This is a genomic window from Aliiroseovarius sp. (assembly GCF_965228805.1).
In the GTDB taxonomy this organism is placed as follows: domain Bacteria; phylum Pseudomonadota; class Alphaproteobacteria; order Rhodobacterales; family Rhodobacteraceae; genus JASBTN01.
In genome coordinates, this window is record NZ_CBDDIE010000003.1 from 2,589,745 (window position 1) to 2,613,898 (window position 24,154).

Here is a 24,154-nt window from a genome sequence, read left to right on the forward strand (position 1 = left end):
TAGGCGGCTCAAAGGCGTGGGGGAAGGCGTGAAATCGACCGCGCGCGGGCCTGTGGCCGTGATGTGTCTTCGCTGGCTTGGTTTTCCTGCCCGGCGGCGATTTCGGCGTGGATGTCGACATCCATGACCAGAGCCTTGTCCATCGACCGGATCGTTTCGCGGCTGACGCCCTCGATCTCGACATTGTAGGTGCGATCAACCAGCGAGGCGAGCGCGAAGCTTTCATCCGGGAAACGACATGCGGTCAGTAGTCGCTGGTAACTGATCGGAACATAACGCCCTGCATTCGGGCCATCGGTGGCTGCAATGGCGGTGTGGATGTGATCCAGTCGCGCGCCGCCACGGGTCATCACGTCCTCGAAGGGAATGGTCAGGAGCTGGCCGAAAGAATGACCCGCGGGCAGGGCGGAGACCGGTCGCCCGATCGAGCTGCGCTGCCAGGCCCAGCCGTAGAAGGTGGTGTACGAGCTCTTTTCGCCTACATCGACGCAGATCCATTCGTCCTGATGCTTGCGAAAGATCATCAGCCAGGGGCGGATCGCGGCATATTGCGGGCATTCCACCTTGCCGCAGGCCCGTCCCCAGGTGCGCAGCGCCTCAAGAAGCAGGGGGGAACTGTCGTTCCAGATCCGGCTCAGCGGCTGTTGCTGCAGATGATAGGGATACCCTTCGGGCATGGCGAGGTTGAGCCGCTGCAGGCCCCGGACGTGATAAGAGCTGCCGTCCAGCCAGGCCTCGGCGCGCATGACCAGCTCGCTCGCCTCGGGCAGGGAAAGTCGACCCAGCTCCGTCAGATGGTACTTGCGATCCTCGATGGTGAACAGCGGGCCGCCCTTGTGCTCTTCCAGCGTGGCAATGTGGCGGCGCACTGTCTGGCGTGTGCTGTTCAGGACCTCGACCGTGCGCGAGAGGTTCAATGTCTCGGCCAGCGACACGAAGGACCGCATCATTTCCAGAAGCAGGGGCGGCGGTGGCATAGGTGTCTCCCGACATTCTCCGAAAGGATAGGGGTGATTTATCACCCATTTCAGGTAAGAAATCCACCCCTATGTGGGTTCAAACCTCATCAATTGAATTTTCGGCCCCAAAAATGCACTCTCGTTAAGCGAGATTCACGCGGGGACAAACAAATGAACCATCCTGTTGACGCCCATGTCGGGCGCAAGATCAGGGAAGTGCGGCTGTTGCGCGGCATGACCCAGGCGGATGTGGCTGCGAAACTGGGGCTATCCTTTCAGCAGCTGCAGAAGTACGAGACCGGCCACAACCGTGTTTCGGCCAGCAAACTCTATGAAATTGCACGACTTCTGGACGTCGGTCCAAACGTGTTCTTCGAAGGTCTGGACGGTGCCGATGCGGGGGCAGGCGACCTGATTGACGACCGCACGGCGCGGGCGGCCCAGGCGCTGGCCTCGATCGCAGACGAAAAGGTCAAGGCGCGGCTGCGTTCAATGATCCACGAAATCGCGTCGCGCGAAGCGGCTGCGGGGCAGGGCTGACACCAGCCTTATTCAGGGTGACGAGTTCGGGGCCGCAAGGCCCTTTTTTTGTGTCCGCCGCTGGAGCGGTTCTGTCACGATGGCGGGGCAGAAAGCAAAACGGCCTCCGGCAAATCTGCCGGAGGCCGTTTTGAGTTGTTGGAGCGGGCGAGGCGATTCGAACGCCCGACCCTAACCTTGGCAAGGTTATGCTCTACCCCTGAGCTACGCCCGCTCACGTCCAGCCTGTTACGTCGGCTCGGTTACGACCCTCCTTGCGATCAGCCCGTTTCCGGGTCCAATCCCAAAGTCCCCCGGGGTGGGAGGATGTTGGAGCGGGCGAGGCGATTCGAACGCCCGACCCTAACCTTGGCAAGGTTATGCTCTACCCCTGAGCTACGCCCGCTTCCTTGGGTGAGGCGTGAAATAAGAAATATGCCGGGGGGCCGCAAGGGGAAAATTGCGATATTGGGCAAAAAAACTTCCGCAGATCACAGCAGGGCGTGCAACAACACGGCGACCCCGCCCAAGGCCAGTTGCAGATAGGTCAGGACCATGCCCAACTGGCGCAAAAGCAGGATCTGCCTTTCACGGCCATAGCCGATCAGATAGGCCGCGCGCCCGCCCAATAGCATCAGGCCCAACAGATGCACCACGCCTGACGGCGCGTGCAAGGCCTCGGCCAGACCAACCAGAATCAGCCCCAGCGGCAGATATTCGGCCGAATTGCCCTGCATCCGGATCGCCCGGCCCAAAACCCGGTCCTTGCCGTCACCATAGCTTACCCGCACGCGCAGCCGGATGAGGCTGATGCGAAAGCTGAGCCAGGTAAACAGAAGCGCCGCAAGCCCGGCGTAAATGGCTGTGATCTGGAACATGTCTGCCCTCCCTGAACGCACTTTGGCGGACGGTGGGGCAGGGAAGGCTTGCCTGTCAATGCCTTACCAGTGGGAAGGCACGGGGGTGTCCGACAGAATCTCCAGGACCGGGGCCGCCTGCGCTGCTGGCAGCTCCAACACGATCACCCGCGTGGTGTAATGGCCAAAAAGCTTGCCGGTGATATGATCCTTCCAGCCCCAATCGCGGATCTGGTCCCGGGAAAAGGGAACACGGTCGCCCAGGTGAAGCCCGGGCAGGGCGGCGGGCTCGTTCGCCAGTTCGCCGCTGAACCCGTCACCGTCGCGTCGGATGCGGGCAACCCAGATGACCTCGGCGGCCTTCGTGCCCAGTTCCGGCGTGGCGAAGGCCACCTTGAGGTTCGCGTTCGGGTATCCCAGCCCATGCTCGTTCAGTGCATGGGCCAGGAACTTGTCCAATGTGCCGCCCGCCTCGGCTTCGGCCCTGGTCATCCTCGGATCGTCCGGCAGGAAATCCACCGTCGGATCTGCCGCCCAAAGCGGGGCGGCGAGAAGGCTCAGGATCAACCCGGCTGACAGGGCGGCACGGCGCATCACTCCAGCTCCACCAGCAGATCTTTTGCGTCGATCTGTGCGCCCGGGGTGATGTGCACGGCCTTGATGGTGGCGTCGCGTTCGGCGTGGATGCCGGTTTCCATCTTCATCGCCTCGATGGTGAGCAGCAGGTCGCCCTCCTTCACCTGGCTGCCGACAGTGGCGGCCACGCTGGCGACCACGCCAGGCATCGGCGCGCCGATGTGGTTCGCGTTGCCGACTTCCGCCTTGGCGCGCGCTTGCGTGCTGGCCTTGACCTTGCGGTCGGGCACGCGGATCACACGGGGCTGACCGTTCAACTCGAAGAACACCTTGGCCTCGCCATCCTCGCCGGTCTCACCCACCGCCTGCAGGCGGATTTCCAGGGTCTTGCCGGGGTCGATTTCCGCTTCGATCTCTTCACCCGGCTCCATGCCGTAGAAGAAGGTGCGCGTCGGCAGGGTGCGCACCGGGCCATAGGTGCGGTGGCGGCCCATGTAATCCAGGAACACCTTGGGATACATGAGGTAGCCGTTCAGATCCTCGTCATCGACCTTGAAGCCTTCAAGTTCTTCGGACAGGTCCGCACGCGCCTGTTCCAGATCGACCGGTTTCAGGTGCTGGCCGGGGCGCGAGGTGTCGGGCTTGGCGCCTTTCAGCACCTTGTCGACGATGCCCTCAGGGAAGCCGCCCGGCGGCTGGCCCAGGTTGCCCTTCATCATGTCGATGACCGAGTCCGGGAAGGCCACGTCGGTGTCGGGATCTTCCACGTCGTCGCGGGTTAGGCCCTGGCTGACCATCATCAGCGCCATGTCGCCAACCACCTTGGACGAGGGCGTCACCTTCACGATGTCACCGAACATCTGGTTCACATCGGCATAGCCCTGGGCCACTTCCGGCCAGCGTTCCTCCAGCCCCAGCGAGCGCGCCTGCGCCTTGAGGTTGGTGAACTGCCCACCGGGCATTTCGTGCAGGTAGACCTCGGAGGCCGGGGCTTCCAGCCCGCTCTCGAAGGCCGCATATTGCGCGCGCACGCCTTCCCAGTAGTTGGACACTTCGCGGATCGCGCCGATGTCCAGACCGGTGTCGCGGTCGGTATTGCGCAAGGCTTCCACGACCGAGCCCAGGCAGGGCTGCGAGGTGCCGCCGGAGAAGGCGTCCATCGCCGCGTCCACCGCATCCACGCCCGCGTCGGCGGCGGCCAGGATGGTGGCCCCGGCAATGCCCGAGGTGTCATGGGTGTGGAAGTGGATCGGCAGGCCGACCTCTTCCTTCAGTGCCTTGATCAGCTTGGACGCGGCGGCGGGTTTCAACAGCCCCGCCATGTCCTTCAAACCCAGCACATGGGCGCCCGCATCACGCAGCTCCTTACCCATGTTGACATAGTAGTTCAGGTCATATTTCGCGCGGTTCGGGTCCAGGATATCGCCGGTGTAGCAGATCGTGCCCTCGCAGACCTTGCCCGCTTCGATGACGGCGTCCATCGCGACGCGCATGTTCTCGACCCAGTTGAGGCTGTCAAAGACGCGGAAGACGTCCACGCCGGTGTCAGCCGCCTGGCGCACGAACTCCTGCACCACATTGTCCGGGTAGTTGGTGTAACCCACCCCGTTCGAGGCGCGCAGCAGCATTTGCGTCATCACGTTGGGCATGGCTGCGCGCAGATCGCGCAGACGCTGCCAGGGGCATTCCTGCAAGAAGCGATAGGCCACGTCGAAGGTCGCGCCGCCCCAGCATTCCACCGAGAAGAGCCCGGGCAGGTTGGCCGCATAGCTCGGCGCCACCTTGATCATGTCGATCGAGCGCATGCGGGTGGCCAGCAGCGACTGGTGCCCGTCGCGCATGGTGGTGTCAGTCAAGAGCAGCTGCTTCTGCGCCGCCATCCAGTCGGCCACCGCCTGCGGGCCCTTTTCCTCCAAGAGGTTGCGGGTGCCATAGGCCGGCTCCGTCCGGGGGGCGGGCGCTTTCGGCGCCTTAAGGTCCTCGGCGGGCACGGGGCGGCCTTCGGTCTCCGGATGGCCGTTCACCGTGATATCGGCGATATAGGTCAGGATCTTGGTCGCCCGGTCGCGGCGTTTCTTGAACTTGAACAGGTCCGGCGTCTCGTCGATGAACTTCGTCGTGTACTGGTTGTTCAGGAAGGTCGGGTGTTTCAGCAGGTTCTCGACAAAGGCGATGTTGGTCGAGACGCCGCGCACGCGGAACTCCCGAAGGGCGCGGTCCATGCGGGCGATGGCCTTCTCAGGCGTCGGGGCCCAGGTCGTCACTTTCGTCAGCAGGCTGTCATAGTAACGCGTGATCACCCCGCCCGCGTAGGCTGTGCCGCCGTCCAGGCGCACGCCCATGCCGGTCGCGGACCGATAGGCGGTGATGCGGCCATAGTCCGGGATGAAGTTGTTCTGTGGATCTTCCGTGGTGACACGTGTTTGCAGCGCGTGACCGTTCAGGCGGATGTCGTACTGCGACGCCTTGCCCGTGGCCTCGGCCAGCGGTTTCCCTTCGGAAATAAGGATTTGCGCCTGCACGATGTCGATGCCGGTGACCTCTTCGGTCACGGTGTGTTCGACCTGCACCCGCGGGTTCACCTCGATGAAGTAGAACTTGCCGGTGTTCATATCCATCAGGAATTCGACCGTGCCCGCGCATTGGTAATTCACGTGGTTGCAGATCTTGCGGCCCAGTTCGCAGATCTCTTCACGCTGCGCTTCCGACAGGTAGGGGGCGGGGGCGCGTTCGACCACTTTCTGGTTGCGCCGCTGGACCGAGCAGTCGCGTTCGTAAAGGTGATAGATCGCACCGTGGGTGTCGCCCAGGATCTGGACTTCCACGTGGCGGGCGCGGGTGATCATCTTTTCCAGGTAGCCTTCGCCATTGCCGAAGGCGGCTTCGGCCTCGCGGCGGCCTTCCAGCACCTTTTCTTCCAGCTCATCCGGGCCATGGATCGGGCGCATGCCGCGTCCGCCGCCGCCCCAGGAGGCTTTCAGCATCAGGGGATAGCCGATCTCGGCGGCTTCGGCGCGGATCGCGTCCATGTCGTCGCCCAGCACTTCCGTGGCCGGGATGACCGGCACGCCGGCCTCAATTGCCACGCGCCGCGCGCTGGCCTTGTCGCCAAGCGCGCGCATGGTTTCGGCCTTGGGGCCGATGAAGGTAATGCCGTTCGCCGCGCAGGCATCCACGAAGTCGGGGTTTTCCGACAACAGGCCATAGCCCGGGTGGATTGCATCGGCACCCGATTCCTTGGCGACGCGGATGATCTCGTCAATCGACAGATAGGCGGCCACGGGCCCCATCCCCTCGCCGATCTTGTAGGCTTCATCCGCCTTGAAACGATGCAGGCCGAGCTTGTCTTCCTCGGCATAGACCGCGACGGTCTTTTTTCCCATCTCGTTTGCCGCGCGCATCACGCGAATGGCAATCTCGCCGCGGTTGGCGATCAGGATCTTCTGAAAATCAGGCATGGCAGGCTCCCCCGTCTGCTCACTGGTCAGGATTTCTTACCAGTTATAGTCATGCTGCGACGCAGCGCAAGCGTTCTGTAACATTTCTGAAAGAATCGCGGAAGGCGCGGGTGCGACATTGTGGGACAATAGAGCGTCAGCCCCGTGGGGTGGTCCCAGGTGCGGCAGTCATGACGGGAAATGCGGCGTTGGCTCAGTTCAGGCGGGTCAGCAGGCCACCCGGTTCGCGGTGCACCTGGCCGTCCAGCTCCATATCGGTCAGCTCGCGGGCTACCTGGGCGGCATTGGCGCCAAGATCGCGGATCAGCTGGTCTTCGGCCACCGGACTGGGGCCGAGCCGGTCGAGGATCTGCTGGTGCAGGGCCAGGTGGTCGGCGTGGGACCGGGTGGGCGGTGTCGGTGCAGCCTGCGCGGTGACGGCAGGTTCAGGTGTTGGTTCGAGGGGCGGAGCAACCTCGTCCACGTCCGGCAATGCCTGTTGTACCGCCTCGATCACATCCTTGGTGCCCCGCACCAACAGGGCGCCGTCGCGGATCAGCATGTTGCAGCCCGAGGCGCGGGCGTCGAACGGGTGGCCTGGCACGGCCAGCACCTCGCGTCCCTGGTCCAGCGCGTCGCGCGCCGTGATCAGCGAGCCGGATTTCGCCGCCGCCTCGACCACGACCACTGCCTGGGCCAGGCCTGAGATGATGCGGTTGCGGCGCGGGAAATGCCGCGCCATCGGAGACAGGCCCATGGGCTGTTCGGACAGGCGCACGCCCTGGCGGGCGATCTCTTCGCCCAGCACCGTGTTTTCCTTGGGGTAGAGCACATCGACCCCGCCCGCCATCACGGCTGCGGTGGTGCCATGCTCCAGCGCCGCGCCATGGGCGGCCGTGTCGATCCCGCGCGCCAGGCCCGAGACGACAGTGTACCCGGCATCGGCCAGTTCGCCCGCCAACTTGCGGGCCATGCGCGTGCCCAGGGATGAGGCGTTGCGCGCGCCGACCAGGGCCACGGTGGGGCGGTGTAGGCAGGCAATGTCGCCCATCGCCCAGAGCAGCGGCGGGGCATCTGAAATCTCGGTCAGGGCAGGCGGGTAGTCTGCCGACCCGCGGGCGATCAGCTGCGCCCCGGCAAACTGCGCGCGTTTGATTTCGTCCTCGACCACGGCGACCGGGCAGGGCTGGTAGTCCTTGACCCCTGCAGCGCGGGCCACCTCGGGCAGGGCTTCAAGGGCTGCCTGGGCCGAGCCGTGTTCGTTCATCAATCTGTAGAAAGTCGTCACGCCAACCCGGCGCGAGCGCAAGAGCCGGAGCCAGGCGACCTCATCTTCCGCACTGAGGGGTGGGGTGAGGGGGTGGGAGGAAGGGAATAAATCCACTTGGTCGTCCTGATTCCGGCTCTTGCGGATTAACCATAGGGGCGAAATGGTTAACGAGGTGTAAATCAGAACGGGATTTGTTCACCTTCTTTCGGTGAGGTTGGCTCCGGGCAGCTAACTTCAAGGAAAGCGCCGTCGAGCTGATTGAGCAGACGACGCAATCCCCATGGCTTCACGCCGCCGAGCCGCCCACGGTCAGCCCGCCAATCAACAGCGTCGGCTGGCCCACTCCCACGGGCACGGATTGTCCCGCCTTGCCACAGGTGCCGATGCCCGGATCCATCGCCATGTCATTTGCCACCGCGCGGATTTGTTTCATCGCCTGCGGGCCGTCGCCGATCAGGGTCGCGCCCTTCACCGGTGCGCCGATCTTACCGCCCTCGACGCGGTAGGCCTCGGTGCAGGAAAACACGAACTTGCCGTTGGTAATGTCCACCTGACCGCCGCCGAAACCGACCGCATAGATGCCGTCCTTGAGCTCGCCCAGCACCTCGTCACGCGTGGCGTTGCCGCCCTCCATGATCGTATTCGTCATGCGCGGCATCGGCGTATGGGCATAGCTTTCCCGCCGCCCGTTGCCGGTGGGGGCAACCCCCATCAGGCGCGCGTTCTGGCGGTCCTGCATGTAGCCGACCAGCACGCCGTCCTCGATCAACACGTTGCGGGTCGACGGCGTTCCTTCATCATCCACTGTTATGGATCCGCGCCGGTCGGGAATTGTGCCGTCATCGACCACGGTCACACCCTTGGCGGCGACCTTAGTGCCCACGAGGCCCGAAAACGCCGAGCTGCCCTTGCGGTTGAAGTCACCCTCCAGCCCGTGACCCACGGCCTCATGCAGCAGGATACCGGGCCAGCCGGAGCCCAGTACGACATCCATCTGCCCGGCAGGCGCAGGCACCGCGTCGAGGTTTACAAGGGCGATGCGCAGCGCCTCGCGGGTCACGCCCTGCCAATGGGCGGGCTCCAACAGCCCGTCCAGCCCGACACGCCCACCGCCGCCATGGCCGCCGGCCTCGCGTCGGCCGTCCTGTTCGACAATCACGGATACGTTCAGCCGGGTCATCGGACGGGTGTCGGACACCAGAGTGCCGTCCGGACGCAGGATATGCACCTCTTGCAGGGACGCGGCCAGGGTCGCGGTCACCTGCACGATGCGCGGGTCCAGGCCGCGGGCGAAGGCGTCGATTTCGCGCAAGGTCTCGATCTTGACCGGGAACTCGGCGCCCGCCATCGGGTCCTCGTCCGTATAAAGGCGTCGGTTGGTCGGGGCAGGGGCCTCGGCCAGCACGCCACCGCCGTCGCCCACCGCAAGCCGCGCGGTCGCGGCGGCGCGTTTCAAGGCGGCTTCGCTGATCTCGGTCGAATGGGCGTAACCGGACACTTCGCCTTTCACCGCGCGCAGCCCGAACCCTTCGGAGGCATCGTAGCTGGCGGTCTTGACGCGCCCGTCATCGAAGGTCAGCACCTCGCTGCGCCGACGCTCCAAGAACAGCTCGCCATCCTCGGCCCCATCGGTGGCCGCGCGCAGGGTGGAGAGCGCCTCTTCCTGACCCAGATGAGTCTCGAACGGCCGGAAACTGGTATCCTCTGACATGACAACCCCTATTGTTAGCGCTGCGACAATGTGCGGGAGCGACAAAACAGCGCAGATTTTCCTTGTTCACGGTTTCCAGATATGGTTTCAAACCGACAGGGATACAACGGGATTCCCGCATTAAGAGGCGTGGACCCGAGCCAGGTGCGGCAGCAGCACCGAGTGAACAGGAAAGATACATGCGACCGATGAAGACCCTCACGGCTGGCCTGGCCGCCGCTCTTGCCACACTGACAGCGACCGCCGCCCGTGCCCAGGAGAACCTGGAAATCATCGGCGCTCCGCAACCTGGCGGGCTGAACTTCCAACCGGCCGCGACCGATATTGCCGTGAACACCCAGGGGCTGGACAACCTGCTTCTGTGGATCATCACCGCGATTTCGATCTTCGTCGGCGCGCTGGTCGTCTACATTATCGTTCGCTACAACCGTCGTGCTAACCCGACGCCGGGCACCTTTACCCATAACACCACCGTTGAAATCGCCTGGACGCTGATCCCGATCATCATTCTCGTCTTCATCGGTGCGAACTCCCTGCCGGTGCTGTTTCAGCAGCAGGAGATCCCGGAAGGCGACGTGCATATCAAGGTCACCGGTTACCAGTGGTACTGGGGCTATGAATACACCGACCACGAGTTCGGCTTCGACAGCTTCCTGCTGGCGAAAGAAGAGTTGGCCGATCACGGCTACTCGGATCAGGAATACCTGCTGGCCACCGACACTGCGGTCGTCGTGCCGACCGGTGCCAAGGTCGTCATGGACGTGACCGGCGCCGACGTGATCCATTCCTGGACCATCCCGGCCTTCGGCGTAAAACAGGATGCCGTGCCTGGCCGTATCGCCCAGCTGTGGTTCGAGGTCGAGGAAGGCAAGGAAGGCATCTACTTCGGCCAGTGTTCCGAGCTCTGCGGCAAGGACCACGCCTATATGCCGATCACCGTCAAGGCGGTGACCCAGGCCGAATATGACGCCTGGCTGACTGGCGCGATCGAGGAATATGCGGGCGTCTCGCCCGCGCTGACCGTGGCCTCCGCCGACTGAACAGACCTCTCGCGGGGGTGGTAATCGCCCCCGCCACCCCACCAAGCCAGCACTGCCCCAGAAGACCCTGATATGAGCGACGCAAGCTTCGATACCAAGACCCGCATCTGTCCCCAGACAGGCCACTATGAGGCGCAGTTCGGGGACTATTTCGAGCTGTTGAAGCCGCGGGTCATGTCGCTGGTGGTCTTTACCGCCTTTGTCGGCCTGCTGGTTGCGCCCGTTGGGGTAAACCCCGTGGTGGCGCTGGCCTCGATCCTGTTCATTGCTCTGGGCGGCGGTGCCTCCGGCGCGCTGAACATGTGGTATGACGCCGATATCGACCGCAAGATGAAGCGCACGCAGTCGCGCCCGATCCCGTCGGGCCGCGTGACCGAGGGCGAAGCCTTTGCCATCGGCATGGCCCTGTCGGGCATCGCGGTCGTGATGCTGGCCCTGGCCGCGAACCTGATGGCCGGTGCGCTGCTGGCCTTTACCATCTTCTTCTACGTGGTGATCTACACCATGTGGCTGAAACGCTGGACCCCGCAGAACATCGTGATCGGTGGCGCCGCAGGGGCCTTCCCGCCGATGATCGGCTGGGCCGTGGCCACCGGCGGCGTTTCGCTGGAAAGCGTGTTGATGTTTGCCCTGACGCTCGCCTGGACCCCGCCGCATTTCTGGGCACTGGCCCTGTTCACCAAGGGTGACTATGCCAATGCCGGTGTGCCCATGCTGACCGTGACCCACGGCCGCAAGGCGACCCGCGCCCATATCCTGGGCTACACGGTCGCGCTGGTCGGCGTGTCGGTCGCGCTGGGCCTGACCTCGATCGGTGGGCCGGTCTACATGATCGTGGCGACCGTTCTGAACGCCCTGTTCCTCAAGGGTGCCTGGGCGGTCTGGCGCCGCACCGACGACGACAGCGAAGCGGACAAACACGCGGCCGAGCGCGGGCTGTTCAAACTGTCGCTGCTCTACCTGTTCCTGCACTATGGCGCTCTACTGGCCGAAGCCGCGCTGAAACCCTATGGGCTGGGAGGCTGGTAACATGGCGATGAAGGTCGAACATGCAATCCACCGCCGCCGCCTGAGCCGCAACGTGGGTCTGGGGATCGTGCTGGTCCTGTTTGTGGGCCTCGTCTATGGGCTGACCATCGCCAAGGTGGGCGGACCGAAACCGAACACCCTGCCGGCGGCGGAGGGTCGCGAATGAGCCTTTCCGCCCCGCAGAAGACCGCGTTCAAGATGGTCGGCGTTGCCGTCACCATGGGCGCGCTGGCCTGGGCCTCGGTGCCTTTCTACGACTGGTTCTGCCGGGTCACGGGCTTTGGCGGCGTGACCCAGACCGCCGAGGCGGGCTCGGACGTGGTGCTGGACCGCACCATCAAGATCCGCTTTGACGCCTCGCTGGAACGCGACATGCCTTGGGGCTTCAAACCCATGCAGCGCGAGATGGAACTGAAGATCGGTGAAACCGGCCTGGCCTTCTACGAGGCCTGGAACCCGACCGACCGCCCCATCGCCGGCACCGCAAGCTACAACGTCGCTCCTTATGCGGCCGGCGGCTTCTTTTCCAAGATCGACTGTTTCTGCTTTACCGAACAGGTGCTGCAGCCGGGCGAGCGGGTCACCATGCCCGTGACCTTCTATGTCGACCCCGAAATCGTCGAGGACCGGGAGGCGAAATTCGCCCATGTGATCACCCTGTCCTACACTTTCCATGAAACCGACCTGCCCGAGGACATGGCGGCGCTGACGCCCGTGGCCTCCGGTGGGACCCAGAACAACTAGAACCAGGGACGAAACACATGGCGCACGCAAAGAACCACGACTACCACATCCTGCCGCCTTCCATTCAGCCCTTCCTGGGCGCGGTCTTCGCCTTCATCATGCTCTACGGCGCGGTGCAATGGATGTCTGGCGGCACGCCGTTGATCTTCGCCGCGGGCTTCGTCGGCGTGCTCTACGTCATGTTCGCCTGGTGGTCCGAGGTCGTGACCGAATCCGGTGTCGGCGACCATACCCCGGTGGTGAAGATCGGCCTGCGCTACGGCGTGATCCTGTTCATCATGTCCGAGGTCATGTTCTTCTCGGCCTGGTTCTGGAGCTTCTTCAAACACGCCATGTACCCGATGTCGGACAACTCGCCGCGCGTCGACGGTGTCTGGCCGCCGGTCGGGATCGAGACCTTCGACCCCTGGCACCTGCCGCTGATCAACACGATCATTCTTCTGCTGTCGGGGTGCGCCGTGACCTGGGCACACCACGCCATCGCGCATGAAAACAACCGCAAGGACCTGATCAACGGTCTGCTGATCGCCGTGCTGCTGGGCATGCTGTTCACCTTCTTCCAGGCCTATGAATACAGCCACGCTGCCTTCGGTCTGTCGGGCAACATCTATGGCGCCAACTTCTACATGGCGACCGGCTTTCACGGTTTCCACGTGATCATCGGCACCATCTTCCTGGCGGTCTGCCTGCTGCGCGCCGTGAAGGGACACTTCACCCCCGAAAGCCACGTCGGCTTCGAGGCCGCCGCCTGGTACTGGCACTTCGTCGACGTCGTCTGGCTGTTCCTGTTCGCCGCCGTCTACATCTGGGGCGGTTGAACCTGACCTCCTGACAGGGTTTAAGAAGCGCGGGGCCAAGGTCCCGCGCTTTTGCATTCGAGGGTCCGATGCGCGTCATCATCACCATCATCCTGTCCATCGCCGTGCTGGCCGTGTTCCTGTCTCTGGGCACCTGGCAGCTGCGTCGGCTGGAATGGAAGCAGGCAGTGCTGGCCGAGATTGACGCTAGGATCAGCGCGGCTCCTGTGGCGATCCCTGCCGACCCGAACCCCGAGGCCGACCGCTTCCTGCCGGTCACCGCCACGGGCGTGATGGGGGAGGGGGAGCTGCATGTGCTCGTCTCCACCCGCGATCAGGGGGCAGGGTTTCGCATCATTGCACCGTTTGAAGTGGACGGGCGACGGGTGCTGGTGGACCGCGGCTATGTGCGCGTGACCGCCAAGGACGCCCCCCGCGTGACCGGGCCGATCGACATCACCGGCAACCTGCACTGGCCGGATGAACGCAGCGACTCGACCCCGGCGAACGACCCCGACAAGAACTACTGGTACGCCCGCGAGGTCGCGGTCATGGCCGAAGCCCTGGGCACCGAGCCCATCCTGATCATCGCGCGGTCTGAAACCGACCCATCCGTGTCGCCCCTGCCGGTGACCAGCCAGGGCATCCCGAACGACCATCTGGAATATGCCATGACGTGGTTTTTGCTGGCCGCGACATGGATCGTGATGACAGGCTTTGCGCTTTGGCGTATGAAGCGCCGGACCAACTGAGGACAATGGACGATGCGTTATATCTCGACCCGCGGTGAAGCCCCGGTTCTGAGCTTTGAAGAGGCGATGCTGACGGGCCTGGCCCGCGACGGTGGGCTTTATGTGCCCGAGACCGTGCCGACCATGACCAAGGACGAGATCGCCGCCCTGGCGGGCCTGTCCTATGAGGAGGCCGCGTTCCGCGTGATGCGCCCCTTCGTTGGTGACAGCTTTACCGACGAAGAGTTCAAACAGATCATCGCCAAGGCCTATGCGGGCTTTGACCATGACGCCCGTGCACCGCTGACGCAGCTGGGTCCGAACCACTTCCTGCTGGAGCTGTTCCACGGCCCGACCCTGGCCTTCAAGGACTTCGCCATGCAGCTGATCGGTCAGCTGTTCCAGGTGGCGCTGAGCCGCCGGGGCGAGAAGGTGACCATCGTCGGCGCCACCTCCGGCGACACCGGGTCCGCCGCCATCGAGGCCTTCAAGGGGCTCGACGCGGTGGATGTCTTCATCCTCTTCCCGCATGGCCGCGTGTCCGAAGTTCAACGCCGCCAGATGACCACGCCCAGCGAGTCCAACGTGCACGCCTTGGCGGTGGATGGCGATTTCGACGATTGCCAGGCCCGCCTGAAGGACATGTTCAACGATTTCGACTTCCGCGACGGTGTGAAACTGGCCGGCGTGAACTCGATCAACTGGGCGCGGGTGCTGGCCCAGGTCGTATATTACTTCACCTCCGCCGTGGCCCTGGGCGCACCGCATCGCAAGGTCAGCTTCACCGTGCCCACCGGCAACTTCGGCGACATCTTCGCGGGCTACATCGCCAAGAAGATGGGCCTGCCGATCGACCGCCTGGTGATTGCCACCAACCAGAACGACATCCTGCACCGCACGATGGAGACCTCGGCCTATACCAAGGGCGACGTGACCCCGTCGATCTCGCCGTCGATGGACATCCAGGTCAGCTCCAACTTCGAACGCGCGCTGTTCGACGCCTACGGGCGCGACGGCGCCGCCGTGGCCGGTCAGATGGAGGACCTTAAATCTGGCGGGTTCCAGGTCAGCCAGGGCGCGATGGAATTCCTGCGCGAACAGTTCGACAGTGGCCGCGCCTCGGAAGAGGAAACCAAGGCGCAGATCGCGGCCAGCTTCAAGGCCACCGGTCAGGTCATCTGCCCCCATGGCGCCATCGGCGTGAAGGTTGCCGAAGAGCATCTGGGTGACAGCCCGATGATCACGCTGGCCACCGCCCACCCGGCGAAATTCCCCGCCGCCGTCAAGGAGGCCTGCGGCCAGGATACGCCGCTGCCCGGCCACATGGCCGACCTGTTTGATCGCGAGGAACGCGTGACCCGCGTCGCCAACGACCTGGGCGCGCTGGAAGCCCTCATTCGGGAACGGACCGGCAATTGAGCGTGAAATTCGATACTCTGCCCAACGGGTTCCGTGTGGTCACGGAGCCCATGGCGGGCCTGGAAAGCGCCTCCATCGGTATCTGGGTCACCGCCGGCGGACGGCACGAGACCGAGGCCCAGAATGGCATCGCCCATTTTCTGGAGCACATGGCCTTCAAGGGCACCCGGCGCCGTTCGGCGCTGCAGATTGCCGAGGCGATCGAGGACGTGGGCGGCTATATCAACGCCTATACCTCGCGCGAGGTCACGGCCTATTACGCCCGCGTTCTGAAGGACGACGTGGCGCTGGCCTTCGATGTGATCTCGGACATCGTGCTGAACCCGGTCTTTGACCCGAACGAGATCGAGATTGAACGCGGCGTGATCCTGCAGGAGATCGGCCAGGCGCTCGATACCCCCGATGACGTGGTCTTCGACTGGTTGCAGGAGGTCGCCTTTCCCGACCAGCCCATGGGTCGCACCATCCTGGGCCCGGCGGAACGCGTGCAGGGATTTTCGCGCGATGATCTGGCGGCTTTTGTTGCCAGCCACTATGGGCCGGAACGGCTGATCCTGTCCGCCGCAGGTGCCGTCGACCACGATCAAATCATGCGTCTGGCCGAGGAAACCTTTGGCCACCTCAAACGCGGCGGCGACACCGTGCTGCAACCGGCGGGTTTCGCCTCCGGCGCACGTACGGAAATTCGCGGGTTGGAGCAGGTGCATTTCACCCTGGGCCTGGAAAGCCCCGGCTACCGCGACGACGCGATTTTCACCGCGCAGATCTATGGCAACGCGCTGGGGGGTGGCATGTCCTCCCGCCTGTTCCAGGAAGTGCGCGAGAAACGCGGGCTGTGCTATTCGATTTTCGCCCAGACCGGCGCCTATTCGGACACAGGGATGACGACGATCTATGCGGGCACCTCTGGTGAACAGATCGGCGAGCTGGCCGAAATCACCCTGTCCGAACTGAAACGCGCCGCCGAGGATATGTCGGAGGCCGAGGTCGCCCGGGCCCGCGCCCAGATGAAGGCGGGGCTGCTCATGGGGCTGGAAAGTCCGTCCAATCGCGCCGAACGGCTGGCCCGTCTGGTGGCGATCTGGGACCGTGTCCCGCCGCTGGAGGAAACCGTGGCCAAGATCGACGCAGTCGGCGTGTCCGACGTGCGTGACTTCGCCGCCAACCTGATTTCACCGGGCGCGGCGGCGCTGGCGATCTATGGCCCGGCGCAGAATGCGCCCAGCCTGGAGGACATCCGCGCGAGGTTGGTCGCCTGATGGTGCTGGGACGCGGTCGCAAGTTGAAGATCGAGACCGAGCGCATGACCCTGCGCCCGCCCGCCCATGGCGATTATCGCGCCTGGGCGGCGCTGCGCAATGCGAGCCGCGATTTCCTGTCGCCCTGGGAGCCCACCTGGGCCGCCGACCACCTGACGCGCAAGAGCTTTACCAACCGGGTCTACTGGGCCAACCGCTCGATCGCGGCTGGCACTGCGGTGCCGCTGTTCATGATCCGCCGGTCTGACCAGGTGCTACTGGGGGCGATCACGCTTGATAACATCCGCCGTGGGCCGTCGCAGGCGGGCACGCTGGGCTATTGGGTCGGGGAAGTGCACGCGCGCAAGGGCTATATGCGCGAGGCGTTGGAGGCGATGGTGCACCACGCCTTTACCGAACTCGACCTGTCCCGGCTGGAGGCCGGCTGCCTGCCCGAAAACACCCCCTCGCGTGGGGCGCTGGAAAAGGTCGGCTTCAAATACGAGGGCGTCGCGCAGAGCTACCTGCAGATCAACGGCCGCTGGCGCAACCACGTGCTCTACGCCAACCTGCGCGCGGACCGGCGTGGGCGGACCACGGTGGGGTAAGGCTGAAGCTGATACCGTCCACCTCTTTTCGGCTGAGGACTAAGCAGCGGGGCGGCGCCCCACCCTGGGTGGGCGCGTTTGCAACCTGAATTTGATGCAATCGCCCCGTCCCACCCGAGACTTCAATGTAGGCTGAAACGTCGCAATGCGCCCTCCCGTGGGGAGGGTCGGGCGCCGCCCCGCTGCACGGTGCGTGATAATTGTCTTCGCTTACGCTCGATGCACGTCACTCCCCCACCTCACGCATCCCTGAACAAAACTCCCGCAAAACATGCTATCCTGTCCCCATGCTGCGCTGGATCCTCCTTTTCGTGACCCTTGCAAGCGCGGGATTGGCGCAGGAGCGCCGCCCGAGCCATTGCATCGCCTTGGCCGATCAGTCGCCGCCGGAGACCCTGCTACGCGCCTCCTTCCGCGACCCGGTCGCCCAGGACCACGTGCGCATCACCTATATCGATCACTCGATGTTCCTGATCCAGGGACCGGAGGGCACCAGCGTGGTGACCGATTACGCGGGCTACCTGGGCCCCGTCACCTTCGTGCCCACCGCGGTCACCATGAACAACGCGCATTCCACGCATTTCACCCTCTTCCCGCCGGAGGAGATCCAGCATGTCCTGGAAGGCTGGGGCACCGCAGATTTCCCGCAGGATCATCACCTCGACCTTGGTGACATGCTGATCCGCAACGTGCACACCGACACGCGCGGCGGTGCGGGTGGGCGGCGCGAAAACGGCAATTCGATCTTCGTCTTCGAGGTCGCAGGGCTCTGCATCGGCCACCTGGGCCACCTGCACCACGAACCGACCCTGGACCAATACGCCGCGATCGGCAGGCTGGACGTGGTCATGGCAGCGGTGGATGGTGGCATGACGCTGGACCACGCGACCATGGTCAAGGTCATGCAGCGGTTCCGCGCCCGGGTGGTACTGCCGATGCACTGGTTCGGTCGCTCGACCTTGGACATCTTCCTGTCCGACATGACGCCGGAGTTCGCGGTGAAACGTGAAGGCGCCAACAGCATGACCCTGTCGCTGCGCACCCTGCCGCGCGACCCGACCGTGGTCGTGCTGGAACCCCAGTTCCTGTCCCCCTGAGCCCCTTGCCATGACCCGGCCCCCGTGCCATGCCGAGGGCATGAGCACCTTGAACCCGGCCACCGGCCCCTTCGAACAGACCCTGCGCGCGCGCCTGCCCGAGGCGGCGTTTCGCCCGCTTACCCCCGCCTACCTCGAAGAGCCGCGCGGATTGTTCAAAGGGCAGGACGGTCTGCTGGTGGCGCCGCGCACGGTGGACGAGGTCGCCACTGTGATCCGCGCCTGTGCCGAGGCCCGCGTGGGTGTCGTGCCCTATGGCGGCGGCACCGGGCTGGTCGGTGGGCAGGTGCAACCTAACGGTCCGGCCCCCGTGATTCTGTCGACCGAACGCCTCAAGGACATCCGCGCCGTGCACCCGTCCGAGAACGTGCTGGTCGCCGAGGCCGGCGCGACACTGGCGGATGTCCAGCAGGCCGCCGCAGACGTCGACCGTCTGTTCCCGCTCTCGCTTGCCTCCGAGGGCTCCTGTCGCATCGGCGGCACACTTGCGACCAACGCGGGCGGGGTGAACGTGCTGCGTTACGGCACCGCGCGGGAGCTGTGCCTGGGTCTGGAGGCGGTGCTGCCCGATGGCTCCATCTGGCACGGGCTGAAACGGCTGCGCAAAGACAACACCGGCTATGATCTGCGCGACCTGCTCTGCGGCGCCGAGGGGACGCTGGGCGTGATCACCGCCGCCTCTCTGCGGCTGTTCCCACGGCCTGAATCGGTGGGCACCGCGCTGCTGGTTGTGCCCAACCCCTCCGCCGCCCTCGACCTGTTGGCGCTGGCGGGCAGCCGGTTGGGCGGGGGCATCTCGGCCTTCGAACTGATCTCCGGCACCGGCATGGGGTTCCTCGCGGAAACCGACTGCCCCGCCCGTGCGCCTTTCGCGGACCTGCCCGGTTGGGCGGTACTGATCGAACTGGGCCTGGGGGCAGGGCAGGCGGCCGAGGCGGAACTGCTGGCCCTGTTCGAGGCCGCCCTGGACGCAGGCCTCAGCTCCGATGGCGTCATCGCCCAAAGCGAGGCGCAGCGCGCGGCCCTTTGGCAAATGCGCGAGGAAATCCCCGAGGCAAACCGCCGCCTCGGCTCGGTCAGCTCCCACGACATTTCCCTACCCTTGAGCGTGATCCCCGAATTCCTGACCCGCGCGGGCGCACTGGTCGCGGACCTCGGCCCCTTCCGCGTGAACGCCTTCGGCCACCTGGGCGACGGCAATCTGCATTACAACGTCTTCCCACCCAAGGGCCGCACGAAAGCCGAGTTCGCCCACCTCCGCGCCGAGGTGGCCGAGGCGGTCTATACCCTGGTCCACGAATACGACGGGTCGTTCAGCGCCGAACACGGTGTGGGGCGCCTGAAGGTTGGCGACCTCGAGCGCTTCGGAGACCCGGCAAAACTCGCCGCCATGCGCGCGATCAAACAGGCGCTGGATCCCCACGGCATCATGAACCCCGGCGCGGTGCTGCGTCAGGGGGTATAGACCTGCCAGCCGTCTTCGGTCCATTCCAGCAGGGTTTCCGAGAGAGGATTTGACAGCTCGTTCCTGGTCCTGGTGACAAGGGAAACAAGGTACTCGACACCGCCTGGAATGTCTGCATCTGTATAGATCAATGTATCCTGAGAGGGCGCCATTGCTACAACCCTCCCAATCCTGCCATCAATGTCACGCCAGAAGGTTTCATCTAGTAACAGGCTGGTGTCATACACCCCGTCCAAGCTGACAATGGTCAAACCGAACAGGCCGCCTTGGAACTCGACCCTGCGTTCTGCGTATCTACGCAGGTTGTTAATTGCCAGGGAACGGAGGTCTTTGGGAGACGTCGCAATCTGGGCGACATGGCTTCGAGATGGGAACGCCATCCTGGTTGGCAAATCTTGAGCGTAAACTGCAACAAGCCCACCTGGGAATGGGTGGGTAAGCAAATCGCGATTACTTTCCTGTTCATTTAGGAAATCCAATCGGCGAAGAACCGGAAGAATGGTTAGCGGATCAAGCTCTTGCGGGGGAGGCAGAGGATTCGCGTAAAGTGTCACGAGTACTTCACGCTCTGCTTGGGTCTTTGCTTCCAGCAGGCGACGATGAAGATTTCCGCCGAATATTCGCCCCTCGACACCATTATGTTCGCCGGCCATTCGAAATGCGACCGAGCGATCTCTTGGCGACACCCAGGCGAACTCAACGTCTGGACGAATGTTAACGGCGACGCGTAACCGGTGTAGTGTTCCCTCAATCGGGTCTGGGCCTTGTGCATCTGCGAGAACCGGTGTGGACAGCAGAAACAGGGTGAACAGGAAACGGGCAAGCATGAGAAATCCTATTTTCCCCATGCTTGCCGGAAATCATATGTCAGAGCAATCCCTTACCCAAGATACCGGAAGTTCCGCACATGCGCGGGCACCTCGACCCCCGGCAGATTGCACGGGTCGGGGATGGGCGGCAGGGTGCGGGTTTCCACCGGGATCACACCGGCCCAGATCGGCAGGGTGTAATCCGCGTCATCGTCCACCGGCGGGCCGGTACGCACCTTGGCCGAGGCCTCGGTGATCGGCAGGGACAGCACCGTGGTGCCCTTGATGTCCTGGGCGTGGTCCGGGCGCAGGGTGTCGGTGCTGCCGGGAAAGAGCGTCTCCAGCATCCCGGCCAGTTTGGCTGGCTTGTCTTCGTCCCGCACCAGCGCGGCCCGGCCGAACAGCATGACGGAGCGCGAGTTGACCGAGTGGTGAAAGCCCGAGCGTGCCATGACGAACCCGTCTAGGATCGACACGGTCACGCAGACCTCGGCCCCCTTGGAGGCACGGATCGCCCGGCTGGCCGAGGAGCCGTGCCAATAGATGTGATCGCCCTCGCGCCATTGCAGCGTCGGCGTGACATAGGGTTTGCCGTCAATGACATAGCCGACGTTGCACATGGGCTGCGCGTCCAGGATCGCGTCGATGGTCGCACGGTCGAAGGCGCCCCGTTCATGAGCGCGGCGCAGGCGGGTGCGGTCGGTTTTTGCAAGCGTGTCGGGCTGGGTCATTCTGGCCTCCTTGGTCTTTCTCTTGGGAATGCCAAGTGGGCGGATCTATTGGAATGTCCAAAATCGGAAAATCACCACAGACCAATCTTAAGGGGCAGATGTGAAAACGCCCCGCCCTGGGTGGGGACGGGGCGTGTCACAAAGTCGGTGCCTTGTGCACAAGCAGCGCCTGCTCCCGACAGGCTCAGGCAGAATAGGGGCAAGACCTTAAGGGAAGGTTCACGCGGGCCCTCAAAGCCCCTCGAACTCGCACAGGATATGCACGTCCATGCCCATGTCTTCGAGCTTCTTGCGCCCGCCCAGCTCCGGCAGGTCGACGACGAAGGTACAGCCGACGATCTCGCCGCCCAGCCGTTCGATCAGCTTGATGCCGGCCTCGGCGGTGCCGCCGGTGGCCAGAAGGTCATCGACCACCAGCACTTTCTCGCCCGGCTGGATCGCATCGTCATGGATCTCCATCACTGCCTCGCCATATTCCAGCGTATAGGCCTGGGACAGCGTCGCGCCGGGCAGCTTGCCCTTCTTGCGAATGGGCACGAAGCCCAGGGTCAGCTGGTGCGCGATCGCGCCGCCGAGGATGAAGCCGCGCGCCTCCAGCCCCACGACCTTGTCAATCCGCATGCCCGCGTAAGGGTGCAGCAATTGGTCGATCGCCATGCGCAACCCCCGCGGGTCGGCAAAGAGCGTGGTGACATCACGAAACAGGATGCCCTCGTGGGGGAAGTCGACGATGGTGCGGATATAGTCGCGCACCTCTTTCTTCGTGTTCATCGGGGCCTCCGGTTCCGTCCCGTTTCAGTCCGGCTCCGGTTTGGCCCATGTGACGCGCCCACGCAAGGGGCGCGTAGCCGCAGGGGTCAGAGAACCCGCCCGGCCACCACGTCCAGTTTCGCCAGCAGCGCCGGGTCACGCTTGTCAGGCGCGGTGAGGATGGCAAACTCCAGCGCCCGGTCGCAACCGTGTTCGCAGGGCGTACGGTCGGCGCCCAGCAGGGCGGGCAGGCGGCTGACCAGGGCGCGGCCCTTGTCGGCATTGCCGGTGAGCGTCGCGATGATCTGGTTGATGTCGACCTCGCCATGGTCCGGGTGCCAGCTGTCATAATCGGTGATCATGGCCACGCTCGCGTAACACAGCTCCGCCTCGCGGGCCAGTTTCGCCTCCGGCATGTTGGTCATGCCGATCACGTCGCAGCCCCAGCTTTCGCGGTAGACCTTGCTTTCGGCGACCGAGCTGAACTGCGGTCCTTCCATAGCCAAATATGTCCCGCCCTTGTGCACGGTGATCCCGGCGTCCTTGGCGGCGGTGTGGCAGGCGTCGGACAGGCGCGGGCAGGTCGGGTGGGCGACCGAAACATGGGCCACACAACCGGTGCCGAAGAAACTTTTCTCACGTGCAAAAGTCCGGTCAATGAACTGATCCACTACGACAAAATCACCCGGCGCCATTTCCTCGCGGAAGCTGCCACAGGCCGAGACGCTGATCACGTCCGTGACGCCCAACCGCTTCAGCGCGTCGATATTGGCGCGGTAGGGCACGGTGGTCGGCGAATGTACATGGCCACGCCCGTGACGCGGCAGAAAGGCCATTTTGACGCCATTCAACGTGCCGGTCAGGATTTGATCCGACGGCGCCCCCCAGGGGCTATCGACATCCACCCAGGTCGCCCCCTCCAGCCCGTCGATCTCATACAGGCCCGAGCCGCCGATTACCCCGATCATCGTGTCCATGTGACGTCCTCTCGTTTGGAATTGCCGCCAATTTGAGCCAGAGCCCGCCGAGAGTAAACCGAGGAACTTGGTCTGTTGCCCATTAAAGGTTAGCGTCCCTGGTAAGGATCTTGAATGTCAGGTCAATTTTTAAGTGGATTGGGAGGAAAGTATGAGTTTCAGGATGTTCGCCGCAGGCACCGGCGGTTTCAACCACACACGTGAACATGCGGACGAGGGCGATGTGTTCGTCCTCGCCACCCTGATGGGCCGTATGAACGCATCGGTTGGTGGGGTGCGCAGTTTCGCCCAGAACGAGGTTCAGGGCGCCGTGACGCCGGACAGCGCCCTGCAACAAGGATTGGTGGCCATGGGCACGATCACCTGCGTGGACAGTCTGCGAACGCAGTTCCAGCTGACCCAGGCCCGTTTCAGCACGATGACGCTTGCGGTGTCGACCCGCCGCACGAACACGATCATGCCGGATGACGCCGGGCATACCTCTGTGACCTGCCGGTCCAGTGATCATGATGCCTTTCGCAATTTCATGCGTCATGTCCATCCGGTGCTTGAGAAAACCGAGTTGAACCGGTTTGCCGTGCTTTGTGCCATGGCCCAGGTGCTGTCGGAATGGAGCCTCAGCGGTGCGCGGGCCAGTGGCCGGGCGATGTTGCATATGCAAATCTCGTCCGGCTGATCAGTCAGGGGCAGTACGGGAATCACGGTCCCAGGGTGATGGTCGGCAGGCCGCGCGCCCGTGACTGCCCGTTGAAATCCGCGAGCGCCGCATCGAACCCGTCGAGCGGCCAATCCAGCCGTCGGCTTTCCCCATGCCGGTCGCGAAAGGCAAAGACAAAACCGCCGCCGGTCCGCATTTCGGCCAGCAGGGCCAATGCGTCTTCCCTGGAAAAGGTACAGGACAGCCCGGTCAGGCAACCCAGCCGTGCGGTCGACCACGCGGTTTCCCCGTCCCGCTCCAGCCGGAAGTTACCGGGGCGAAACAGGGTGCCAGGTTCGATCCCGAACTGCACCTCACCGCCGTCCGTTGCCGTCACGAACAGGAATTGCGCCGCGAAGGTCGGGCGGGGGGAGAATACCTCTACATGCCTGATATAGCATCTCTTTTCCAGATAGTCGGCGGAGTGTCTCTCGTCACAAATCGTTTCCCATATCCCATGGGCGTGCTGATGCGTCACGCGCCAGTTCGACGGGCGGTCATTGCCCTGGGCATCCTGGGCCAAGGCGGGGTTTGCCCATGCGCCAGCGGCCAGGAACAGGGTAACAAGGCGAAGGAGGGGGCGGATCATGGTTGCTCCGTTTGTGCTGGCTCTGCTTTGGCTGACCATGGGCGCGCGCAGCGCTCACCGTCCAATCACGTTGCGGCGAGGGGGCGTGGCGGGTTCAGGCTTTC

General features: G+C 64.0%; 24 protein-coding genes and 2 tRNA genes. 13 read left to right on the top strand and 13 right to left on the bottom strand.

The window, feature by feature from the left end; translation table 11 throughout:
* Positions 1-8 precede the first annotated feature (8 nt).
* The gene (locus ACO07D_RS13725) at positions 9-977 is read right to left on the bottom strand and encodes a helix-turn-helix domain-containing protein (RefSeq protein WP_421703508.1); all 969 of its coding nucleotides are present in this window, start codon (positions 975-977) and stop codon (positions 9-11) included.
* A 153-nt stretch (positions 978-1,130) separates the two neighbouring features.
* Between ACO07D_RS13725 and ACO07D_RS13730 the strand changes: the two genes are divergently transcribed.
* The gene (locus ACO07D_RS13730) at positions 1,131-1,499 is read left to right on the top strand and encodes a helix-turn-helix domain-containing protein (protein WP_421703509.1); all 369 of its coding nucleotides are present in this window, start codon (positions 1,131-1,133) and stop codon (positions 1,497-1,499) included.
* A 139-nt stretch (positions 1,500-1,638) separates the two neighbouring features.
* On the opposite strand, the gene ACO07D_RS13735 is transcribed toward ACO07D_RS13730, so the two are convergent.
* The 7 genes from ACO07D_RS13735 to tldD form a co-directional block, all read right to left on the bottom strand.
* A tRNA-Gly gene (locus tag ACO07D_RS13735) sits at positions 1,639-1,713 on the bottom strand.
* 96 nt (positions 1,714-1,809) lie between these two features.
* Positions 1,810-1,884 (bottom strand) — tRNA-Gly (locus ACO07D_RS13740).
* Between the two features lie 85 nt (positions 1,885-1,969).
* Positions 1,970-2,356: an MAPEG family protein gene (locus ACO07D_RS13745; protein ID WP_421703510.1), complete on the bottom strand. Its 387-nt coding sequence runs from the start codon at positions 2,354-2,356 to the stop codon at positions 1,970-1,972.
* A gap of 63 nt (positions 2,357-2,419) precedes the next feature.
* On the bottom strand, positions 2,420-2,929 hold the full coding sequence (locus ACO07D_RS13750) for a YegJ family protein (RefSeq protein WP_421703511.1): 510 nt from the start codon (positions 2,927-2,929) through the stop codon (positions 2,420-2,422).
* Positions 2,929-6,369 carry a pyruvate carboxylase gene (locus ACO07D_RS13755; RefSeq protein ID WP_421703512.1) on the bottom strand — a complete coding sequence of 1,147 codons (3,441 nt, stop codon included), beginning with the start codon at positions 6,367-6,369 and terminating at the stop codon, positions 2,929-2,931. The genes ACO07D_RS13750 and ACO07D_RS13755 overlap by 1 nt, the downstream gene beginning before the upstream one ends.
* A gap of 193 nt (positions 6,370-6,562) precedes the next feature.
* On the bottom strand, positions 6,563-7,732 hold the full coding sequence (dprA, locus tag ACO07D_RS13760) for a DNA-processing protein DprA (protein WP_421703513.1): 1,170 nt from the start codon (positions 7,730-7,732) through the stop codon (positions 6,563-6,565).
* A gap of 172 nt (positions 7,733-7,904) precedes the next feature.
* Entirely contained in the window at positions 7,905-9,329 is a 1,425-nt protein-coding gene (gene tldD, locus ACO07D_RS13765; RefSeq protein ID WP_421703514.1) for a metalloprotease TldD, read from the bottom strand.
* 179 nt (positions 9,330-9,508) lie between these two features.
* Here tldD and coxB point away from each other — a divergent pair, with 179 nt between their 5' ends.
* The 11 genes from coxB (at position 9,509) to ACO07D_RS13820 (ending at position 19,497) form a co-directional block, all read left to right on the top strand.
* Positions 9,509-10,369 (top strand): cytochrome c oxidase subunit II, encoded by an 861-nt coding sequence (coxB, locus tag ACO07D_RS13770; RefSeq protein ID WP_421703515.1) that lies wholly within the window; start codon positions 9,509-9,511, stop codon positions 10,367-10,369.
* A 72-nt stretch (positions 10,370-10,441) separates the two neighbouring features.
* Positions 10,442-11,398 carry a heme o synthase gene (gene cyoE, locus ACO07D_RS13775; RefSeq protein WP_421703516.1) on the top strand — a complete coding sequence of 319 codons (957 nt, stop codon included), beginning with the start codon at positions 10,442-10,444 and terminating at the stop codon, positions 11,396-11,398.
* 1 nt (position 11,399) lies between these two features.
* Complete coding sequence (locus ACO07D_RS13780; RefSeq protein ID WP_421703517.1) at positions 11,400-11,564, top strand: hypothetical protein; 165 nt, start codon at positions 11,400-11,402, stop codon at positions 11,562-11,564.
* Positions 11,561-12,142 (top strand): cytochrome c oxidase assembly protein, encoded by a 582-nt coding sequence (locus ACO07D_RS13785; RefSeq protein ID WP_421703518.1) that lies wholly within the window; start codon positions 11,561-11,563, stop codon positions 12,140-12,142. The genes ACO07D_RS13780 and ACO07D_RS13785 overlap by 4 nt, the downstream gene beginning before the upstream one ends.
* A 17-nt stretch (positions 12,143-12,159) precedes the next feature.
* Positions 12,160-12,960 carry a cytochrome c oxidase subunit 3 gene (locus ACO07D_RS13790; RefSeq protein ID WP_421703519.1) on the top strand — a complete coding sequence of 267 codons (801 nt, stop codon included), beginning with the start codon at positions 12,160-12,162 and terminating at the stop codon, positions 12,958-12,960.
* Between the two features lie 68 nt (positions 12,961-13,028).
* On the top strand, positions 13,029-13,691 hold the full coding sequence (locus tag ACO07D_RS13795; RefSeq protein ID WP_421703520.1) for an SURF1 family protein: 663 nt from the start codon (positions 13,029-13,031) through the stop codon (positions 13,689-13,691).
* Between the two features lie 12 nt (positions 13,692-13,703).
* Positions 13,704-15,089, top strand: coding sequence for a threonine synthase (gene thrC / locus ACO07D_RS13800; RefSeq protein WP_421703521.1), 1,386 nt, complete (start codon positions 13,704-13,706; stop codon positions 15,087-15,089).
* Complete coding sequence (locus ACO07D_RS13805) at positions 15,086-16,348, top strand: M16 family metallopeptidase (protein ID WP_421703522.1); 1,263 nt, start codon at positions 15,086-15,088, stop codon at positions 16,346-16,348. The genes thrC and ACO07D_RS13805 overlap by 4 nt, the downstream gene beginning before the upstream one ends.
* On the top strand, positions 16,348-16,935 hold the full coding sequence (locus ACO07D_RS13810) for a GNAT family N-acetyltransferase (RefSeq protein ID WP_421703523.1): 588 nt from the start codon (positions 16,348-16,350) through the stop codon (positions 16,933-16,935). The genes ACO07D_RS13805 and ACO07D_RS13810 overlap by 1 nt, the downstream gene beginning before the upstream one ends.
* A 311-nt stretch (positions 16,936-17,246) precedes the next feature.
* A complete protein-coding gene (locus tag ACO07D_RS13815) occupies positions 17,247-18,032 on the top strand; it encodes an MBL fold metallo-hydrolase (RefSeq protein ID WP_421703524.1) in 786 nt (261 codons plus the stop codon).
* A 40-nt stretch (positions 18,033-18,072) separates the two neighbouring features.
* A complete protein-coding gene (locus ACO07D_RS13820; protein ID WP_421703525.1) occupies positions 18,073-19,497 on the top strand; it encodes an FAD-binding oxidoreductase in 1,425 nt (474 codons plus the stop codon).
* On the opposite strand, the gene ACO07D_RS13825 is transcribed toward ACO07D_RS13820, so the two are convergent.
* The 4 genes from ACO07D_RS13825 to ACO07D_RS13840 form a co-directional block, all read right to left on the bottom strand.
* A complete protein-coding gene (locus ACO07D_RS13825) occupies positions 19,485-20,324 on the bottom strand; it encodes a DUF1444 family protein (RefSeq protein ID WP_421703526.1) in 840 nt (279 codons plus the stop codon). The two genes, ACO07D_RS13820 and ACO07D_RS13825, sit on opposite strands and share 13 nt — an antisense overlap.
* 53 nt (positions 20,325-20,377) lie before the next feature.
* On the bottom strand, positions 20,378-21,037 hold the full coding sequence (locus ACO07D_RS13830) for a pyridoxamine 5'-phosphate oxidase family protein (protein ID WP_421703527.1): 660 nt from the start codon (positions 21,035-21,037) through the stop codon (positions 20,378-20,380).
* Between the two features lie 231 nt (positions 21,038-21,268).
* Positions 21,269-21,808, bottom strand: coding sequence for an adenine phosphoribosyltransferase (locus ACO07D_RS13835; protein ID WP_421703528.1), 540 nt, complete (start codon positions 21,806-21,808; stop codon positions 21,269-21,271).
* An 86-nt stretch (positions 21,809-21,894) separates the two neighbouring features.
* Positions 21,895-22,764 (bottom strand): S-methyl-5'-thioadenosine phosphorylase, encoded by an 870-nt coding sequence (locus ACO07D_RS13840; RefSeq protein WP_421703529.1) that lies wholly within the window; start codon positions 22,762-22,764, stop codon positions 21,895-21,897.
* A 151-nt stretch (positions 22,765-22,915) separates the two neighbouring features.
* Between ACO07D_RS13840 and ACO07D_RS13845 the strand changes: the two genes are divergently transcribed.
* Entirely contained in the window at positions 22,916-23,440 is a 525-nt protein-coding gene (locus ACO07D_RS13845; RefSeq protein WP_421703530.1) for a hypothetical protein, read from the top strand.
* A gap of 22 nt (positions 23,441-23,462) precedes the next feature.
* Here the strand turns inward: ACO07D_RS13845 and ACO07D_RS13850 are convergent, their stop codons facing one another.
* A complete protein-coding gene (locus tag ACO07D_RS13850) occupies positions 23,463-24,050 on the bottom strand; it encodes a hypothetical protein (protein WP_421703531.1) in 588 nt (195 codons plus the stop codon).
* Positions 24,051-24,154 lie beyond the last annotated feature (104 nt).

What these genes read in the sequence shown, in the direction of transcription:
- ACO07D_RS13755 (WP_421703512.1), bottom strand. Translation starts at nt 6,369, where the DNA reads ATGCCTGATTTTCAGAAGATCCTGATCGCCAACCGCGGCGAGATTGCC.
- ACO07D_RS13780 (WP_421703517.1), top strand. Translation starts at nt 11,400, where the DNA reads ATGGCGATGAAGGTCGAACATGCAATCCACCGCCGCCGCCTGAGCCGC.
- ACO07D_RS13845 (WP_421703530.1), top strand. Translation starts at nt 22,916, where the DNA reads ATGAGTTTCAGGATGTTCGCCGCAGGCACCGGCGGTTTCAACCACACA.
- ACO07D_RS13725 (WP_421703508.1), bottom strand. Translation starts at nt 977, where the DNA reads ATGCCACCGCCGCCCCTGCTTCTGGAAATGATGCGGTCCTTCGTGTCG.
- ACO07D_RS13790 (WP_421703519.1), top strand. Translation starts at nt 12,160, where the DNA reads ATGGCGCACGCAAAGAACCACGACTACCACATCCTGCCGCCTTCCATT.
- cyoE (WP_421703516.1), top strand. Translation starts at nt 10,442, where the DNA reads ATGAGCGACGCAAGCTTCGATACCAAGACCCGCATCTGTCCCCAGACA.
- ACO07D_RS13825 (WP_421703526.1), bottom strand. Translation starts at nt 20,324, where the DNA reads ATGCTTGCCCGTTTCCTGTTCACCCTGTTTCTGCTGTCCACACCGGTT.
- tldD (WP_421703514.1), bottom strand. Translation starts at nt 9,329, where the DNA reads ATGTCAGAGGATACCAGTTTCCGGCCGTTCGAGACTCATCTGGGTCAG.
- ACO07D_RS13840 (WP_421703529.1), bottom strand. Translation starts at nt 22,764, where the DNA reads ATGGACACGATGATCGGGGTAATCGGCGGCTCGGGCCTGTATGAGATC.
- ACO07D_RS13835 (WP_421703528.1), bottom strand. Translation starts at nt 21,808, where the DNA reads ATGAACACGAAGAAAGAGGTGCGCGACTATATCCGCACCATCGTCGAC.
- ACO07D_RS13785 (WP_421703518.1), top strand. Translation starts at nt 11,561, where the DNA reads ATGAGCCTTTCCGCCCCGCAGAAGACCGCGTTCAAGATGGTCGGCGTT.
- ACO07D_RS13850 (WP_421703531.1), bottom strand. Translation starts at nt 24,050, where the DNA reads ATGATCCGCCCCCTCCTTCGCCTTGTTACCCTGTTCCTGGCCGCTGGC.
- ACO07D_RS13745 (WP_421703510.1), bottom strand. Translation starts at nt 2,356, where the DNA reads ATGTTCCAGATCACAGCCATTTACGCCGGGCTTGCGGCGCTTCTGTTT.
- ACO07D_RS13820 (WP_421703525.1), top strand. Translation starts at nt 18,073, where the DNA reads ATGAGCACCTTGAACCCGGCCACCGGCCCCTTCGAACAGACCCTGCGC.
- coxB (WP_421703515.1), top strand. Translation starts at nt 9,509, where the DNA reads ATGCGACCGATGAAGACCCTCACGGCTGGCCTGGCCGCCGCTCTTGCC.
- ACO07D_RS13750 (WP_421703511.1), bottom strand. Translation starts at nt 2,929, where the DNA reads ATGCGCCGTGCCGCCCTGTCAGCCGGGTTGATCCTGAGCCTTCTCGCC.
- ACO07D_RS13730 (WP_421703509.1), top strand. Translation starts at nt 1,131, where the DNA reads ATGAACCATCCTGTTGACGCCCATGTCGGGCGCAAGATCAGGGAAGTG.
- ACO07D_RS13810 (WP_421703523.1), top strand. Translation starts at nt 16,348, where the DNA reads ATGGTGCTGGGACGCGGTCGCAAGTTGAAGATCGAGACCGAGCGCATG.
- ACO07D_RS13830 (WP_421703527.1), bottom strand. Translation starts at nt 21,037, where the DNA reads ATGACCCAGCCCGACACGCTTGCAAAAACCGACCGCACCCGCCTGCGC.
- ACO07D_RS13795 (WP_421703520.1), top strand. Translation starts at nt 13,029, where the DNA reads ATGCGCGTCATCATCACCATCATCCTGTCCATCGCCGTGCTGGCCGTG.
- thrC (WP_421703521.1), top strand. Translation starts at nt 13,704, where the DNA reads ATGCGTTATATCTCGACCCGCGGTGAAGCCCCGGTTCTGAGCTTTGAA.